This window comes from Stenotrophomonas forensis (assembly GCF_028752115.1).
Taxonomy (GTDB): domain Bacteria; phylum Pseudomonadota; class Gammaproteobacteria; order Xanthomonadales; family Xanthomonadaceae; genus Stenotrophomonas; species Stenotrophomonas forensis.
In genome coordinates this window covers 4322167-4337126 of sequence record NZ_CP082270.1, presented here as the reverse complement: position 1 = coordinate 4337126, position 14960 = coordinate 4322167, and the positions used below count along the sequence as shown (strand labels likewise).

Annotated in this window: 10 protein-coding genes; 4 read left to right on the top strand and 6 right to left on the bottom strand. The window is 68.3% G+C overall.

The features are described 5' to 3' along the window. Positions 1-8 precede the first annotated feature (8 nt). Complete coding sequence (locus tag K5L94_RS19850) at positions 9-380, top strand: VOC family protein (protein WP_053450932.1); 372 nt, start codon at positions 9-11, stop codon at positions 378-380. Positions 381-564: 184 nt separating this feature from the next. Here K5L94_RS19850 and K5L94_RS19845 read toward each other — a convergent pair whose 3' ends face one another. Then, positions 565-1404: an arylamine N-acetyltransferase family protein gene (locus K5L94_RS19845; protein WP_053450931.1), complete on the bottom strand. Its 840-nt coding sequence runs from the start codon at positions 1402-1404 to the stop codon at positions 565-567. 203 nt (positions 1405-1607) lie between these two features. Here K5L94_RS19845 and K5L94_RS19840 point away from each other — a divergent pair, with 203 nt between their 5' ends. Continuing rightward, positions 1608-4175 (top strand): methyl-accepting chemotaxis protein, encoded by a 2568-nt coding sequence (locus K5L94_RS19840; RefSeq protein ID WP_274511211.1) that lies wholly within the window; start codon positions 1608-1610, stop codon positions 4173-4175. A gap of 77 nt (positions 4176-4252) precedes the next feature. Here K5L94_RS19840 and K5L94_RS19835 read toward each other — a convergent pair whose 3' ends face one another. The 5 genes from K5L94_RS19835 to K5L94_RS19815 all read right to left on the bottom strand — a co-directional run bounded on the left by K5L94_RS19835 (position 4253) and on the right by K5L94_RS19815 (position 12564). Further along, a complete protein-coding gene (locus K5L94_RS19835) occupies positions 4253-6778 on the bottom strand; it encodes a sulfite reductase flavoprotein subunit alpha (RefSeq protein ID WP_274511210.1) in 2526 nt (841 codons plus the stop codon). A gap of 659 nt (positions 6779-7437) precedes the next feature. Next, complete coding sequence (locus K5L94_RS19830; protein ID WP_053450928.1) at positions 7438-7989, bottom strand: TlpA family protein disulfide reductase; 552 nt, start codon at positions 7987-7989, stop codon at positions 7438-7440. Continuing rightward, entirely contained in the window at positions 7986-10370 is a 2385-nt protein-coding gene (locus K5L94_RS19825) for a protein-disulfide reductase DsbD domain-containing protein (protein ID WP_274511209.1), read from the bottom strand. Before K5L94_RS19825 ends, K5L94_RS19830 begins: the two co-directional genes overlap by 4 nt. Then, positions 10367-10705 (bottom strand): divalent-cation tolerance protein CutA, encoded by a 339-nt coding sequence (gene cutA, locus K5L94_RS19820; protein WP_197584133.1) that lies wholly within the window; start codon positions 10703-10705, stop codon positions 10367-10369. Before cutA ends, K5L94_RS19825 begins: the two co-directional genes overlap by 4 nt. 68 nt (positions 10706-10773) lie before the next feature. After that, positions 10774-12564 (bottom strand): endonuclease, encoded by a 1791-nt coding sequence (locus K5L94_RS19815; protein WP_274511203.1) that lies wholly within the window; start codon positions 12562-12564, stop codon positions 10774-10776. Positions 12565-12919: 355 nt separating this feature from the next. Between K5L94_RS19815 and K5L94_RS19810 the strand changes: the two genes are divergently transcribed. Together K5L94_RS19810 and groL are read left to right on the top strand one after the other, a co-directional pair. Beyond that, positions 12920-13207, top strand: a complete 288-nt coding sequence (locus K5L94_RS19810; RefSeq protein ID WP_006396661.1) for a co-chaperone GroES — start codon at positions 12920-12922, stop codon at positions 13205-13207. A gap of 82 nt (positions 13208-13289) precedes the next feature. Next, on the top strand, positions 13290-14939 hold the full coding sequence (gene groL, locus K5L94_RS19805; RefSeq protein WP_006473018.1) for a chaperonin GroEL: 1650 nt from the start codon (positions 13290-13292) through the stop codon (positions 14937-14939). The last annotated feature ends 21 nt before the right edge of the window (positions 14940-14960 follow it).

The following is a 14960-nucleotide window of genomic DNA, read 5'->3' as shown; positions in this document are numbered from 1 at the left end:
GAAAACCCGTGAACCCGATCCTGCATGTCGAGATCCCCGCCAGTGACCTGGCTCGTGCCATCGCCTTCTATCAGCAATGGCTGCAGGTGGTGGTGGACGAGCCGATCCTGCTGCATGACTGCCACATGGCCTACCTGCCGTTCTCGGATGACGCGACGGGTGCCAGCCTGTCGCTGGTGCAGGGGGCGGACTACCAGCCCTCCGAACAGGGCGCGCGCCTCTATATCGGTGTCGATGATCTTGAGGCCAGCCTCGACCGTGCGCTGCAGGCCGGCGCCGAACTGCGCTTCGGCCCGGCCGACGCCGGCGACTGGCGCGTGGCCGAGATCCGCGACAGCGAAGGCAACCGCATCGCGCTGCAGGCGCGCGCGATTCTGTAGCGTCGAGCTTGCTCGACTGCTGTTGACGGCGCTAGCAACGCCTCCGTCGAGCAAGCTCGACGCTACGCGCTCATATGCCGTCGGCATCATTCCGGCCAACACCGCCGCTCTCGCTTCTGTAGAGTCAAGCTTGCTCGACTGCTGTTGACGGCGCTACCAACGCCTCCGTCGAGCAAGCTCGACGCTACGGTGTTGCGGCGCGCGAGCGCTGCAGCCAGTCATTGATCGCCGGGTCCAGCCGCGGGTCATCCGGCAGCTGCAGGCCGAAGTGCTGCTGCAGCACCTCGCGCACGTCACCGACATCGTGCAGCGGGCGTTTGTCCGGCGCTTGCCCCGGGCGGTACTCGGTGTAGTTGCCGCTGCCGATGGTGCGGCGCCAGTCCGGCCCGGTCAGCGACGCGCGCAGCTGGCCCGGGAAGCTGGAGTCGGGGTGGGTGCACACGTACCAGTTGCCCACCACGTTGTCGATCGGCGCAGGCGCCTGCAGGTCGAAGCGGTACATCGCGCGCCAGCCATCGCTGGATTCGGCTGACAGCACGAAATCGCCGTCATCGCCCAGCCGCTGCAGCAGGTAGCGCTCGTGCGGCGTGGCCTGCGGTGCGGTGTCGTGCAGGCGCAGCGGCACGGTGGGGGTCAGGCTGCCGAAGCCGGCATCGACCAGCCAGTCCTCGCCTTCCACATGCACGCGCAGCAGCAGATGGGTCCGTGCGGTCAGCTCGCCATCCTGTGCCGCCAGCAGCACGCGTGCGCTCAGCGGCTGGGCATCGAAGCCCAGCGCCTGCAGCAGCGCCAGCAGGCCGCCATTGAGTTCGAAGCAGTAACCGCCCCGGCGCTCGTCGAGCAGCTTGCGCTGCACGCTGTCCAGGTCGATCGGTACCGCGTCACGCAGCAGGCAGCTGAGCGTCTCGAACGGCAGCAGCGCGTTATGGCGTTGCTGCAGCAGTGACAGGCCGGCCAGGGTCAGCGGGGGTGGTGCATCCAGCTGCAGGCGCTGCAGGTAGCGGGGGATATCGAGCGTCGTCATGCGGACACCGGGCAGGGGAGGGACGTCCACTGTGCGCCCCCAACCGGGGTTGAGGTCAAGCGCAGCGCCGGTGTCATGCCCCCGTCGCCTGTGCCCGGTACAAAGGCCGCGTCCGCCCGCGAGCGTCGCAGTGGCACGAAAACGGGCCTAAAGTTGCCGGGAATCCAGCCGATACAGGTGCGTCCTTCCGCCTGGAGTCTGTCATGTCGGCCGTCGTTCCCCACCTCCGGTCCCTGCGCACGCATCTGGCCCGCCTGCGCGCGGCGTCGCCCGGCGTGCTGTCGTCGAGCGTGCTGTCGTCGAACCTGCTGCTGTGGCTGCAGCCGCACCGGCTCAGCGTAGCCAACAAGCTCAAGGCAACCCTCTGGGTCTGTGGCCTGGGCCTGGTGGCAATCGCCGCAGTCTACGCCTGGACCGGCCACGCCAGCGCACAGGCCGCACGCAATCAGGCCCGTTACCAGCGCGGCAGCGACCTGGCCGCCAGCCTGGCCACGCGCGTGGCCGAAGCCCGGCGCCTGCAGACCCAGTATGCCCGCAGTTTCGATGATGCTGACCGCAACCAGTTGCTGGCCACACAGAAGGCACTGCAGGCCGACCTGCAGGCGCTGCGCGCGATACCGATGGATGCCGGGCGGCGCAAGGCACTACAGGTGCTGACCGAAGCCGCGGACGCATTCTCTCAGGGCGTCGCGGCCCTGTTCGAACGGGTCGACGAGATGGGCCGGGGTGATGCCGGCCTTGCCGCGCAGCTGCAGCAGGCCGCCGACACCCTGCAGGCGCAGGTCGATGCGCTGCAGCGCCCCTTGCTGGCGCTGTCCCTGCAGAAGATGCGCCGGCAGGAAGCATTGCTGCTGCTCGACGGTGACTCTGCCCATGCCGACCGTGCCAGCGAAGAGAAGCTGCCGTTCGACCTCGCGCTGGCCGGCCTGTCCACCGATGTGCAGGACGCCCTGCGCAGCGGCATGGAGGCCTATCAGGTCGCCTTGCTGGGTTACACCGCCGCCCGCGTCGGCCTGGATGTGGAGGCGCAGTCGCTGCTGGATACCGCCGCCGGCGTGGCGCCGGCACTGGCCGCCTTCCAGCAGGCCCAGGTGGCGGCGCTGGCCGAGGCACAGGCGCGCCAGCAGGCCGGCACGCGCGCCATGAGCGTACTGTTCGCGCTGACCCTGCTGCTGGTTGCCGGCGTGCTGATCACCAGCCTGGTGCTGGTCCTGCGCGCGGTGCGCCAGCCGATCCAGGACACCCTGCGCTTCGCCAGCGATATCGCGGACGACCGCCTGGACACCACCTTGCGCGTGTACAACGCCAATGATGAGATCGGCCAGCTCGCCCAGCGCCTGGTCGACATGCAGCAGCGCCTGCGTGCGCGCATCGAGACCGAGCGCGCGGTGGCGCGCGGCAATACCCGCGTGCGCCAGGCGCTGGACAGCGCACAGACCGGCCTGATGGTGATCGATGCCGAAGGGCTGGTGGCTTATGCCAACCCGGCGCTGCTGCAGCAGCTGGACCTGCAGGCTGACGCGCTCGTGGCCAGCGAAGCGGTGCGCCTGCATCCGGCGCTGGCCAGCCTGGCCGGCGTACGCCAGCGCGAAGAACGCGAGATCGGCCAAGACGGCGTCCGCTACCAGCTGATCGCCAATCCCATCACCGACGAAGGACAGTTCCTCGGTGTGGCGGTGGAATGGCGCAGCCGCGCACTGGAAACCCTGCTCGAAACCGAAGTGGCTGCACTGGTCGACGCCGCCGCGCACGGTGACCTGCACGGTCGCATCGTGCTGGACGCCAAGCAGGGCTTCGTGCGCACGCTATCGACCAGCATCAACCGCCTGCTGGCGACCTTTGAAACCAATCTCGGCGACCTGCAGGCGCTGCTGGCCGCGCTGGCACGCGGCGACCTCAGCGTGCGCATGGATGGCGACCTGCAGGGCGTGTTCGCGCGCATGCGCGACGATGCCAACGCCACCGTCGCGCAGCTGGGCCGCATCGTCACCCGCATCCAGCAGGCCACCTCCAGCCTGGATACCGGCGTTGGTGAGATCGTCGCTGGCCACCACGACCTGTCGCAGCGTACCGAGCAGCAGGCGGCCAACCTGGAGGAAACCGCGGCGTCGATGCATGAGCTGACCGACACCGTGGGCCGCAATGCCGACGCGGCCGGTCGCGCCGATGCGCTGGTCAAGGGTGCGGCAGCGGTGGCCCAGCGCGGCGGTGACGCCGTGGGCCAGGTGGTGGCGACCATGCACGGCATCAGCGAAGCCTCACGGCGGATCGGTGACATCACCCAGCTGATCGATGGCATCGCCTTCCAGACCAACATCCTTGCACTGAACGCAGCGGTGGAAGCGGCGCGTGCCGGCGAACAGGGCCGCAGCTTTGCCGTGGTGGCCGCGGAAGTGCGCCTGCTGGCCCAGCGCAGTGCCGAGGCGGCCAAGCAGATCAAGGGATTGATCGAGGATTCGGTGGCGCGTGTCGGTCAGGGCAACCAGCAGGCCGAGCAGGCCGGCACCACGATGGGCGAGATCGTCGGCAGCGTGCAGCAGCTGGCGGACCTGCTGGCCGGCATCCGCAGCGCATCGCAGGACCAGCATGCCGGCATCGCACAGGTGAACCAGACCATCGTGCAGATGGAAGCCAGTACCCAGCGCAATGCCAGCCTGGTGGAAGAGGCCGGTGCCTCGACTGCGCAGATGCAGGCGCAGGTGCATGCCCTGGCCGAAGCGGTGGGAGCGTTCCGCCTGCAGCCGGCGCGGCAGGCCCGCGCCGCGGCCTGATCCTGCCCCGGTAGTGCCGGCCGCTGGCCGGCACGTCCATGATCATGCCGGCCAGCGGCCGGCACTCCGCTTGTGACTCAGTACACGTCGCGGCGGTAGCGCCCGTTCTCCAGCAGCGTTTCCACCGCATCATCGCCCAGCGCAGTGCGCAGCACCTGGTCCACGCCTTCGGCCATGCCCTGCAGCGAGCCACAGACGTGGATTACCGCGCCGCGCTGCATCCAGTCGCGCAGCACATCGGCGGCGGCGTGCAGGCGATCCTGCACATAGCCCCCTCCGCCATCGCGCGAGAACGCCAGGTCCACCCGCGCTAGATGGCCCTGCGCCTGCCAGGCCTCGATCTCGTCGGCAAACAGCAGGTCGTGCGCGCGCTGGCGCTCGCCAAACAGCAGCCAGTGCCCGTGCTCGCCTGCATGCGCGGACTCGCGCAGCAGGCTGCGCAGGCCGGCGATGCCGGTGCCGTTGCCGACCAGCACCATCGGCGCGGCAGGCACCCGATGGAAACCTGGATTGTGATGCACGCGGGCCACGACGCTGGCGCCGATCGGCGCATGCAGCGACAACCAGCCCGAACCCAGCCCGGCACGACCGACGGCGTCCTGCACCAGCCTGACCACCAGCTCCACCTCGCCGTCGTGCGCGGCGGAGGCGATCGAGTACTCGCGGCCGGGCAGCATCGGCAGCCCGGACAACCACAGGCAGGCATCCTGCACGGGCAACGCGGCATCGGCGTCCGGCAGCTCGCGTTCGCTGGCCAGCGCCAGCAGCGTGCGCGGCGCGCCGTCAACCAGCAGCGGTTGCAGCGGATCCAGTCCATGCGCCTTCAGCACGGCACCCGCATGCCGCGCGCTGTGGCGGGGCGCGATATGCAGGATGTCACCGGCCTGCCACTGCACATCGGCCGGGGCGGCAAGACGGATACGCCAGATCGCGCCGCCGACGCTGCCCGGGTTGAGGCGGTCGCGGCCGAGCAGGCGCCAGTCGTGCATCCGCGTTGCGGGCGGCAGCACACTGTCATCGGTGGCGATGCCGGTCAGTGCGCCCAGTTGCAGCTGCCACTGGCGCAGGGCCGGCACCGAGGCGGCATCGACATCGATGCGCGCGAACAGCGCACGTGCACCGTTGCCGGTCAGCCAGCCATCGACCTGGCGGCCGAAGCCGCAGTAGTGCGGATACTGGCGATCCCCCAGCGCGAGCAGGCCGAACTGCAGCCCCGACAGGTCCGGTGCCTGCGCGAGCAACAGGCGTGCCGCGCGTCGGGCCGCATCCGGCGGTTCACCGTCGCCGAAGGTGCTCAACACGAGCAGCGCCTGCGATGTGGCCTGCAGCTTCGCGGCATCGATGCGCGACAACGGCAGCACCTGCACCGCGCTACCGGCCGCCTGCAGCTGCGCGGCCGCACGCCATGCGAGCTGTTCGGCCAGGCCGCTCTGGCTGGCATGCACCACCAGCCACGGCGCGCCATGGCCATCGGTGGCGGCTGGCATCGGCAGCGACTGGCGCAGCCCGCGTGCCGCGCGTTGGCTGCGGCGGCGATCCAGGTACAACATCCAGCCGGTGATGAAGAACAGGCTCATGCCCAGGCTGCTGAGCATCACCACCACGCGCCCGGGCAGGCCGAAGTAGCTGCCCGAGTGCAGCGCGAACACGCTGGTGGCCAGCTGGCCGCCCGCGCCCTGGCGATCGTAGGGGCGGGAATCGAGCACCGCGCCGCTGGCCGGGTCCAGCTGCAGCAGATCATGCGCGCGATCATGGTGCCCTCCGCGCTGCGACGGATCACCGGCCATCACCCGCACGTTGAGCGCCTGGCCCGGTTTTTCCGGCAAGCGCAGGTCGATGAAGCCGGTGCGCACGCCGGGCAAGGCATACAGCGTGGCTTCGACGCGTTGCAGGTCCAGCGGGGCATCGATGGCCACCGTATGCTTGGCCGCCGGCGCGACGCCCAACACGCTGTTGGCGGCGCTGCGGTACCAGTCGAACGACCACCACAGGCCGGTCAATGCGCTCATCAGGTAGATCAACAGCACCCAGGTGCCGACCACCGAATGCAGGCTCCACAGGAAACCGCGGCCACTGCGTTTCCACTCCACCGCCAGCCAGCTGCGCCAGTGCCACCAGCGCCGTGGCCAGCGCAGGTAGAGCCCGGACAGGGTGAAGAACAGCAGCGCGATCGCACAGCTGCCGGTGATCCACTTGCCGCGTTCGCCGGCCGCGAGATGACGATGCAGGTCTTCGACGAAATCGAAGAACGCCTGGCCGCGCAGGGCACTGAAGCGCTCGCCGCTGTACGGGTCGAAATACACCCAATGCTCTTTGCCGCCGGCAAAGCGCGCGACCGACGGCCGCTGCCCGGTGGCGTCGACGCGCAGGCGTTGCAGCGGGCGTTCGCTGCCGGCCTGCAGCCGCGGCACCAGCTCGCTGAGCGTGAGCGGAAGCTGGCTGTCGGCGTGGTGTTCGGCGATGGCCGCAAAGCCGGGGTTGGCCGCACGCAGCAGTTCGTCCTCGAAGGACAGCACGGCACCACTGAGGCCCATCACGGCCAGGATGGCACCGGCGGTGATGCCCAGCAGCCAGTGCACTTGGAACAGGATGTTCTTGAACATCGAAGGAGGAGGGCCTGGAAGGCTGCCGCCCGCATCCTGCGCAACAGCAAATGAGAATTAGTCGCGGAATTTTCCGTGGCCCCCTGGCTGCGGTCAAGCGGGGGGTATCGGCCGGGCTGCGCCCGGCACCCGCCGAGGCAACGTCAACGTCAACGTCAAAAGCGGGCTATCCGTGGGATGGCGGGGGGGGGCCGGTTGCGGGGGACGCCGTAAACCCCCCTCCGGGGTCCGGCCCAGCCGCTGGCGGCTGTGCGTTCGGGCGCTTGCGAAGCAGTGCTTCGCAAGCAAAGCGCCCTCACCCTTGGGGGCTTGGCCGCGGCATCCATGCCGCGGACACCCCCGCAACCGGACCCACCCCGCCTTCGACAGATTCCCGCGACCTGCCGTAGATCCACGCCATGCGTGGATGCTTTTCGTTCAATTGTCGAAATATTCGATTTCGATGGAGATTCATCCCCAACGCAGCAGGAATCTGTCGGAGGTGGGGCGGTGTGGCTGTGCAGGACCGTTGGCGCCATGGATGGCGCCATCGAGCCCCCATGGACGGGTTTACGGCGTGTCCTGCACAGCCACACCGCCCCGCCATCCCACAGAAAGCCGCTTTGGCTCTGGCTGTTGCGGTGGCCTCTGCAGGTGCAGGGTGCAACCCTGCCGAACCCTCACTTCACCCAGCCGTCGATCTCGCCGTGGGCGAACGGCCCCAGCTTCGCCTTGACCATCCGCCCCTGCGCATCGAACAGCACGCTGTAGGGCAGCAGGCCCTGCGTATTGCCCAGCTGTACGCTGGCATCGCGCGGGCCCGGGGTCTCGATCACGATCGGGTAGTCCACCGGAACCCGCTGCAGGAAACCACGCACGTCGTCCGGGGTGTCCAGCGCCAGGCCCAGCACCTGCACGCCGTCGCTGCTCTGGAGGTGGGCGAAACGAGCCAGTTCGGGCATTTCTTCCACGCAGGGCGCGCACCAGCTGGCCCACACGTTGATCAACAGCGGGCGGCCGGCGAAGTGCCGGCGCAGATCCAGTGCGCGTCCTTCAAGGTCGGGCAGCGACAGCGCGGGCATCGGATCGCCCGCCTGCAGCGAAAGCTTGGCGGGAGCGGCCGGTGATGTAGCCGATGCCACCGGCGCCGGCGTCAGTCGATGCCCGGCCCACAGGCCCAGGCCGGCGGCCAGCACCGCTGTCCACAGCAGCGCTGGCCGTTGCCACTTCATCGTGCGGTGCGCAGCAGCGCTTCCTCGACCACCGCCTGGGTCAGCAGGGTCGGCAGCACGGTCGGCGGTGCGCCGGGGCCGTACACCACATACAGCGGCACGCCCACCGCCTTGTGCTCTTCCAGGAACGAGGTGATCTGCGGGTCCACGTTGGTGTAGTCGCCGCGCATGTACACCGCGTTGGTGCGCTTGAGCAGGTCCTTGAACTCCGGTCGCGACAGCACCGCGCGCTCATTGGCCTTGCAGCTCACGCACCAGTCGGCGGTCATGTTGACGAACACCACGCGGTTGTCGGCGCGCAGGCGGTCCAGCAGCTGCGGCGAATACTCGACCACGTTCTCGCTGGCCGCCTGTGCGGCACGCGTCGGCGCTGCCAGCTGGGTTACGCCCCAGGCAGGCACCAGTGCGCCGATGGCCAGCAGCACGCCCAGCAGCGTCACCGCGCGCGAGCCGGTCCAGCGGTTGCGCTCGAACAGCCACAGGCCGAAGGCGAGCAGCAGCAGGCCGCCCAGCACCAGCGCCATGCCATCCACGCCACGCTGCTTGCCCAGCACCCACAGCAACCACAGCGCGGTGGCATACATCGGGAAGGCCAGCACGTGCTTGAGCGTTTCCATCCATGGGCCCGGCTTGGGCAGGCGGCGCGCCAGCGCCGGCACGAAGCCGATCAGCAGGAACGGCAGGGCCAGGCCCAGGCCGAGGAACAGGAACACGGTCATCGCCTTCAACGGCGGGGCAATGAAGGCGTAGGCAATGGCACCGCCCATGAACGGGCCGACACAGGCACTGCCGACCACGCAGGCCAGCGCACCGGTGAAGAAATCACCGGCCGGGCCGCTGCGGCTGGCCAGCGACTGGCCGAGGTTGCCGATGCCGCCGCCCAGGGTGAACACGCCGGACAGGCTCAGGCCCACCGCGAACATGATGTAGGCCAGCGTCGCCACCACGCCCGGATGCTGCAGCTGGAAGCCGATGCCGACCGCGTTGCCGATCGCGCGCAGGCCCACCATCAGCGCGCCGATCACCGCGAACGCGACCAGCACGCCCAGCGTGTACCAGAGCGCATGGCTGCGCGCGCGCTGCGGGCTTTCGCCACTCTGCGCCAGGCTCAGCACCTTCAGCGACAGGATCGGCAGCACGCACGGCATCAGGTTCAGCACCAGGCCGCCGGCCAGCGCCAGCAACAGTACCCAGACGAATGAACGGTCCGGGTTCGGGGTGGTCGCCGGCGGGCGCGTGCGCAGCGCGTTGTCACCCTGCGCATCGGTGGCGAATTCATTGCCTGCGCCCTCAGCGCCTGCGGCGGCCGGGCGGGCAGCTCCGTCGTTGGGCACGGTCGGCAGCAGGCGCAGCGGAGCGCCGTTGGCCGCTTCGCGCGGGGCGCCACTGCCAGCGGCCAGCGGGCTGATCACCTCGTTGCGCGGCGGTGCCTGGTCGGCGCTGGCGTTGGCCTTGCCGGCCGGAATCGACAGCTTCACCCGGCGCGTCATCGGCGGGTAGCAGATGCCATCGGTCTGGCAGCCCTGGAAGGTCACCACCAGGGTGCTGTCGACCGCCTCGCTGACGGTGCGGCGCAGCGGCAGCGGCACTTCCACCTGGTTGAAGTACACCGAGACATCGCCGAAATGTTCATCGCGATGCGACTGCGCGGCCGGCCAACGCGGCTTGTCAGCCAGCACGCCGGCGCTGCCTTCCAGCTTCAGCGAAGTGCGGTCGCGATACAGGTAGTAGCCCGGGGCCGGGCTGAAACGCAGCAGCAGGGTGTTGCCGTCGCTGGCGATGGCATCGAAGCCGAAGGCCTGTTCCGACGGCAGCGGCAGCGCCTGGCTGTTGCTGGCCGCACCCGGCAGGCGCAGGCCGCCCGTGCTGCCGGCACCGGCCAGCGGATTGTTGAACGGGTTGCCGGCACTGGTACGCGCCGCGGGTGCCGCAGCCGGCGTACCGCCGCCCGGCAGGGTGACCTGCACCACGCGCTTCTGCGGCGGGTAGCAGACACCGGCATCGGCGCAACCCTGGTAGCGCACTTCCACGCTGATGGTGCCGGCCGCATCGGTGGGTGTGCCGGGCAGGGTGGCCTGCAGGCGCTCGCGATAGGTTTCAACCTCGCCGAAGAAATCGTCGTGGTGCCTGTCGCCCTTGGGCATCTGCAGCGTGCCGGCGTTGAATGCGGGGTCCGCCTTGACGCTGGTGCGGTGGCGATACAGGTAATAGCCCGGTGCGATCTTGAACTGCAGCTGCACCTGGCCACGTTCGGGGGCGGTGGCGGTCAGCGCGAACGCCTGGTCCACCGGCAGCAGGTCCTTCTCATCCAGCGCGAAGGCCGGCAACGAGAGCCACAACAGGGCGCACAAGGCGGCGCCACGCGCAAACAGAGTCTTCAATCAGTGTCCTCCCGGGTCTGTGCCCGGATCCAGTCCAGATACGCCGGCAGGCCGGCCCGGGTTTCGACCGCGATGCACTCCGGGAGTTCATACGGATGCAGTTCGACGATCCGGGCAATCGCGTCATCGACGCGGCTCGCGGTGGTTTTCACCAGCAGCTGCAGCTCGCTGTCGGTGGTCACCTCGCCCTGCCAGCGGTAGGTCGACTGCGCGCCATCGAGTCGGGTCACGCACGCAGCCAGGCGCTCGCCGACCAGCGCGTGCGCGATGCGCTCGGCACTGGCCCGGTCCGGGCAGGTGGTCAACAGCAGCAGGACGGGATCGAGGGTCGACATGACCGTCGAGTATAGGGCCGCCGCCGGGCCAGGGCCCGGCGGCAGCAGTGCACCGCTGCGTTGCGCGGTCAGTTGGCCAGCTGGCAGGTGGCCGGCTTGGCCGAGGTGAACAGGGCCGGGGTGGCCCACTCGGGGTGGTCGATGAACGGGTTGCGGTTGCCCTGGAACGAGTAGATCACGTCATTGCGCGAGCGCTCGGCGTCATCCGGCGGGTCGGACAGGTGCCAATCGATCAGCGTCGAAAGCAGGCCCATGTAGGCCGGCGAGCTGCTGGTCTTGACGATCTTGCTGCGGTCGTCGGTCAGCTCCAGGTCCGGCTCGGACTGGCCGGTGGCCGCATCCTTGCCGCCTTCGTAGCGGATCGCCATGTACATCACCGCACGCGCCATGTCGCCCTTGCGCTTGCCCCACACCTCGAAGGTGCCGGCGTTGCCGTCCGGCGTGCGCACCCAGTTGGAATTGCCGGGGTAGCCGCCGCTGCCACCGCCCTGGCCGTTGTTGGCTTCGGTGGCGCGCTCGCCGCAGTTGGCGTCGCACTTGGCGAACGGCTTGTTGCCACGGTCGGCGTTCCACTGCGCGTCGGTCAGGTACAGCATGTGGGTGTCGGTGTAGGGCGCATACGGCAGGCCCTTGTCACCGGTGGTGCTGGCAAAGCCCAGCGAGTTCGGCCAGGTGTGCTCGCGGTTGTACTTCAGGCCACTGCCGCTGCCGGCGCGATCGGTCACCTTGGCGTAGCTGCGGTTGCGGTACGCATCCAGGATCCTGCCGCTGTTGTTCGGATCCTCGTCGGCAATCTCCAGGATGGTCCAGGTGCTGGTGCCCGAGCCGCTGTACGGGTACGCGGTATGGCCCTTGATGGTGGCATGCAGCGAGCAGCGCAGCTGGCTGGGGCTGGAGGTGTTCACCTTCGCGTAGTAGCCGGCCGGCACGCCCGGGTTGCCCGGGTCGGGATTGCCGCCGGTGCTGGCCACGGTGAAGGCGATGCGGCTGTCGGCGGCCGGATGCGCGCCCTGCAGGTCGGTGATGCGCCCGGCGCGGATGTCGAAGCGGCAGGCCTCGCCGGCCACCAGCGCGGTGTTGGTGGACAGCTTCACGCTGCGTCCGCTGGCCGGGAAGGTCAGCGGCACGCTGCCGGAGGTGCCACAGCTCAGCGCGAAGGCACCGCTGGCCAGGTTCACCGTCTCGCTGAACACCACTTCCAGATCGGCGGCGGCCGGGAAGGTGGTGCTGCCCTGCGCCGGGGTGGTGGTGGACACCGACGGCGGCGTGTTCGGGCCCGGGGTGCCACCGCCGCTGAAGGTCTGGCCGTTGTTGCAGCTGCCGAATGTCTGTCTGGCCGACTCGGCCCAGGTGAAGTGCGCGTACTGGCTGCCGCTGCCGGTCAGCTGCAGCGAGGTGCCCGGCGCCGTGCTGTTGGTCTCGGCCACCGGAATGTTCTGGCTGGTCATCCCGGCAGCGGGGCCACCGGAAGCGGTGATGGCGCCCTCATAGCTGAGGAACTGGACCACCTTGCCGCTGGCATCGACCAGGGCGATGCCGTCGTTCGGGCCGTTCTGGAGGCCGTTGGTCGGGTAGTTGACCACCGCGATGGTGGCGCTGCCGCAGCCGGCGGCGGTGCCGGCCGGCACCGGGTTGTTGGCGTAGACCACCGCGGCCGAGGCGTTGGCGCCGTTGTACAGGTACAGGCGGTAGCCGGACAGGTCCTCGCCGGCCGTGGCCACGACCTCGATCGCTTCGCCGACGTCACCGGCCGGGGTGCTGTCGTCGTAGTGCAGTTCGTTGATGAAGACCTCGGCCTGGGCCGGCGCGGCGGCCAGCGCCAGCAGGCAGGCGGCGGCAAGCGGGGACAGCAATCGCATCGACTACTCCTTGTGATTGGGAATGCGCGGCCGAGCCTAAGGCCGATCCAGTGACACTTTGTCGTAAATGAACGTCAGATATCTGACAGTGCGACGCGGATCACCAAATGTCGAGGATTCCCCTGTGGGGATGCCGCACCGCACGCGACGCGCAGTCTTCACGCGGACGTGGGTGTCCGGCTCCGGCACGATGAAATTTTTTCCGGCGGCGGCCTTGAAAGGCCCTGGGGCAGCTCCATCTCTGTCCTGCTCCCGATTCGTCGGGCTTTTTCGCGAGCAATGCTGGCAGTCACCTGGGGTGAGTGCTAACATCGCCAGACTTTTTCAGACCAATCAATAACTTAAGAGGTCTCTCATGAGCATCAAGCCGCTGCACGACCGCGTTGTGGTCAAGCCGATCGAAGCCGACGAAATCTCCGCCGGTGGCATCGTCATTCCGGATTCGGCCAAGGAAAAGTCCACCAAGGGTGAAGTCGTGGCCGTCGGCCCGGGCAAGCCGCTGGACAACGGCAGCGTGCGCGCGCCGTCGCTGAAGGTTGGCGACAAGGTCATCTACGGCCAGTACGCCGGCAGCTCGTACAAGAGCGAAGGCGTCGAGTACAAGGTCCTGCGCGAAGACGACGTGCTCGCCGTCATCGGCTGAGCCTCGGCGCGACCTGCTTTCCTGTAAGACATCCCCTTTCGTCGCCGGGCCCGGCCCGGCGCAAACTATCGAGGTAATCGCAATGGCTGCCAAGGATATTCGTTTCGGTGAAGACGCCCGTTCGCGCATGGTGCGCGGCGTCAACGTTCTCGCCAATGCCGTCAAGGCCACCCTGGGCCCGAAGGGCCGCAACGTCGTGCTGGAAAAGAGCTTCGGCGCTCCGACCATCACCAAGGACGGCGTCTCCGTCGCCAAGGAAATCGAACTGGCTGACAAGTTCGAGAACATGGGCGCGCAGATGGTGAAGGAAGTTGCTTCGCGCACCAACGACGACGCCGGCGACGGCACCACCACCGCCACCGTGCTGGCCCAGGCCCTGATCCGCGAAGGTGCCAAGGCTGTTGCCGCCGGCATGAACCCGATGGACCTCAAGCGTGGTATCGACAAGGCCGTCGTGGCCGCCGTTGCCGAGCTGAAGAACATCTCCAAGCCGACCGCCGACGACAAGGCCATTGCCCAGGTCGGTACCATCTCGGCCAACTCGGACGAGTCGATCGGCCAGATCATCGCTGACGCGATGAAGGAAGTCGGCAAGGAAGGCGTGATCACCGTTGAAGAAGGCTCGGGACTGGACAACGAGCTGGACGTGGTCAAGGGCATGCAGTTCGACCGCGGCTACCTGTCCCCGTACTTCATCAACAACCAGCAGTCGCAGACCGCTGACCTGGATGACCCGTTCATCCTGCTGCACGACAAGAAGATCTCCAACGTCCGTGACCTGCTGCCGGTGCTGGAAGGCGTCGCCAAGGCCGGCAAGCCGCTGCTGATCGTTGCCGAAGAAGTCGAAGGCGAAGCGCTGGCGACCCTGGTGGTCAACACCATCCGTGGCATCGTCAAGGTCGTGGCCGTCAAGGCTCCGGGCTTCGGCGACCGTCGCAAGGCGATGCTGGAAGACATGGCCGTGCTGACCGGCGGCACCGTGATCTCCGAAGAAGTGGGCCTGTCGCTGGAAAAGGCCACCATCAAGGACCTCGGCCGCGCCAAGAAGGTGCAGGTTTCCAAGGAAAACACCACCATCATCGATGGCGTGGGTGACAAGGCTGCCGTCGACGCACGCGTCGGCCAGATCAAGACCCAGATCCAGGACACCTCCTCCGATTACGACCGCGAGAAGCTGCAGGAACGCGTGGCCAAGCTGGCCGGCGGCGTTGCCGTGATCAAGGTCGGCGCCTCGACCGAAATCGAAATGAAGGAAAAGAAGGACCGCGTCGACGACGCCCTGCACGCCACCCGTGCAGCCGTTGAAGAAGGCGTGGTCCCGGGCGGCGGCGTTGCCCTGGTCCGTGCGGTCACCTCGCTGGCTGGCCTGAAGGGCGCCAACGAAGACCAGAACCACGGCATCCAGATCGCCCTGCGTGCGATGGAAGCCCCGCTGCGCGAAATCGTGGCCAACGCCGGTGAAGAACCGTCGGTCATCATCAACAAGGTCAAGGAAGGCACCGGCAGCTTCGGCTACAACGCCGCCACCGGCGAGTTCGGCGACATGCTGCAGTTCGGCATCCTGGACCCGACCAAGGTGACCCGTTCGGCGCTGCAGAACGCTGCCTCGATCGCTGGCCTGATGATCACCACCGAAGCCATGGTTGCCGAAGCTCCGAAGAAGGACGAGCCGGCCATGGGTGGCGCGGGCGGCATGGGCGGCATGGGTGGCATGGGCGGCATGGACTTCTAAGTCCACGCCTTCCCGACGTAA

What these genes read in the sequence shown, in the direction of transcription:
- K5L94_RS19845 (WP_053450931.1), bottom strand. Translation starts at nt 1,404, where the DNA reads ATGACGACGCTCGATATCCCCCGCTACCTGCAGCGCCTGCAGCTGGAT.
- K5L94_RS19840 (WP_274511211.1), top strand. Translation starts at nt 1,608, where the DNA reads ATGTCGGCCGTCGTTCCCCACCTCCGGTCCCTGCGCACGCATCTGGCC.
- K5L94_RS19835 (WP_274511210.1), bottom strand. Translation starts at nt 6,778, where the DNA reads ATGTTCAAGAACATCCTGTTCCAAGTGCACTGGCTGCTGGGCATCACC.
- K5L94_RS19830 (WP_053450928.1), bottom strand. Translation starts at nt 7,989, where the DNA reads ATGAAGTGGCAACGGCCAGCGCTGCTGTGGACAGCGGTGCTGGCCGCC.
- cutA (WP_197584133.1), bottom strand. Translation starts at nt 10,705, where the DNA reads ATGTCGACCCTCGATCCCGTCCTGCTGCTGTTGACCACCTGCCCGGAC.
- K5L94_RS19815 (WP_274511203.1), bottom strand. Translation starts at nt 12,564, where the DNA reads ATGCGATTGCTGTCCCCGCTTGCCGCCGCCTGCCTGCTGGCGCTGGCC.
- K5L94_RS19810 (WP_006396661.1), top strand. Translation starts at nt 12,920, where the DNA reads ATGAGCATCAAGCCGCTGCACGACCGCGTTGTGGTCAAGCCGATCGAA.
- groL (WP_006473018.1), top strand. Translation starts at nt 13,290, where the DNA reads ATGGCTGCCAAGGATATTCGTTTCGGTGAAGACGCCCGTTCGCGCATG.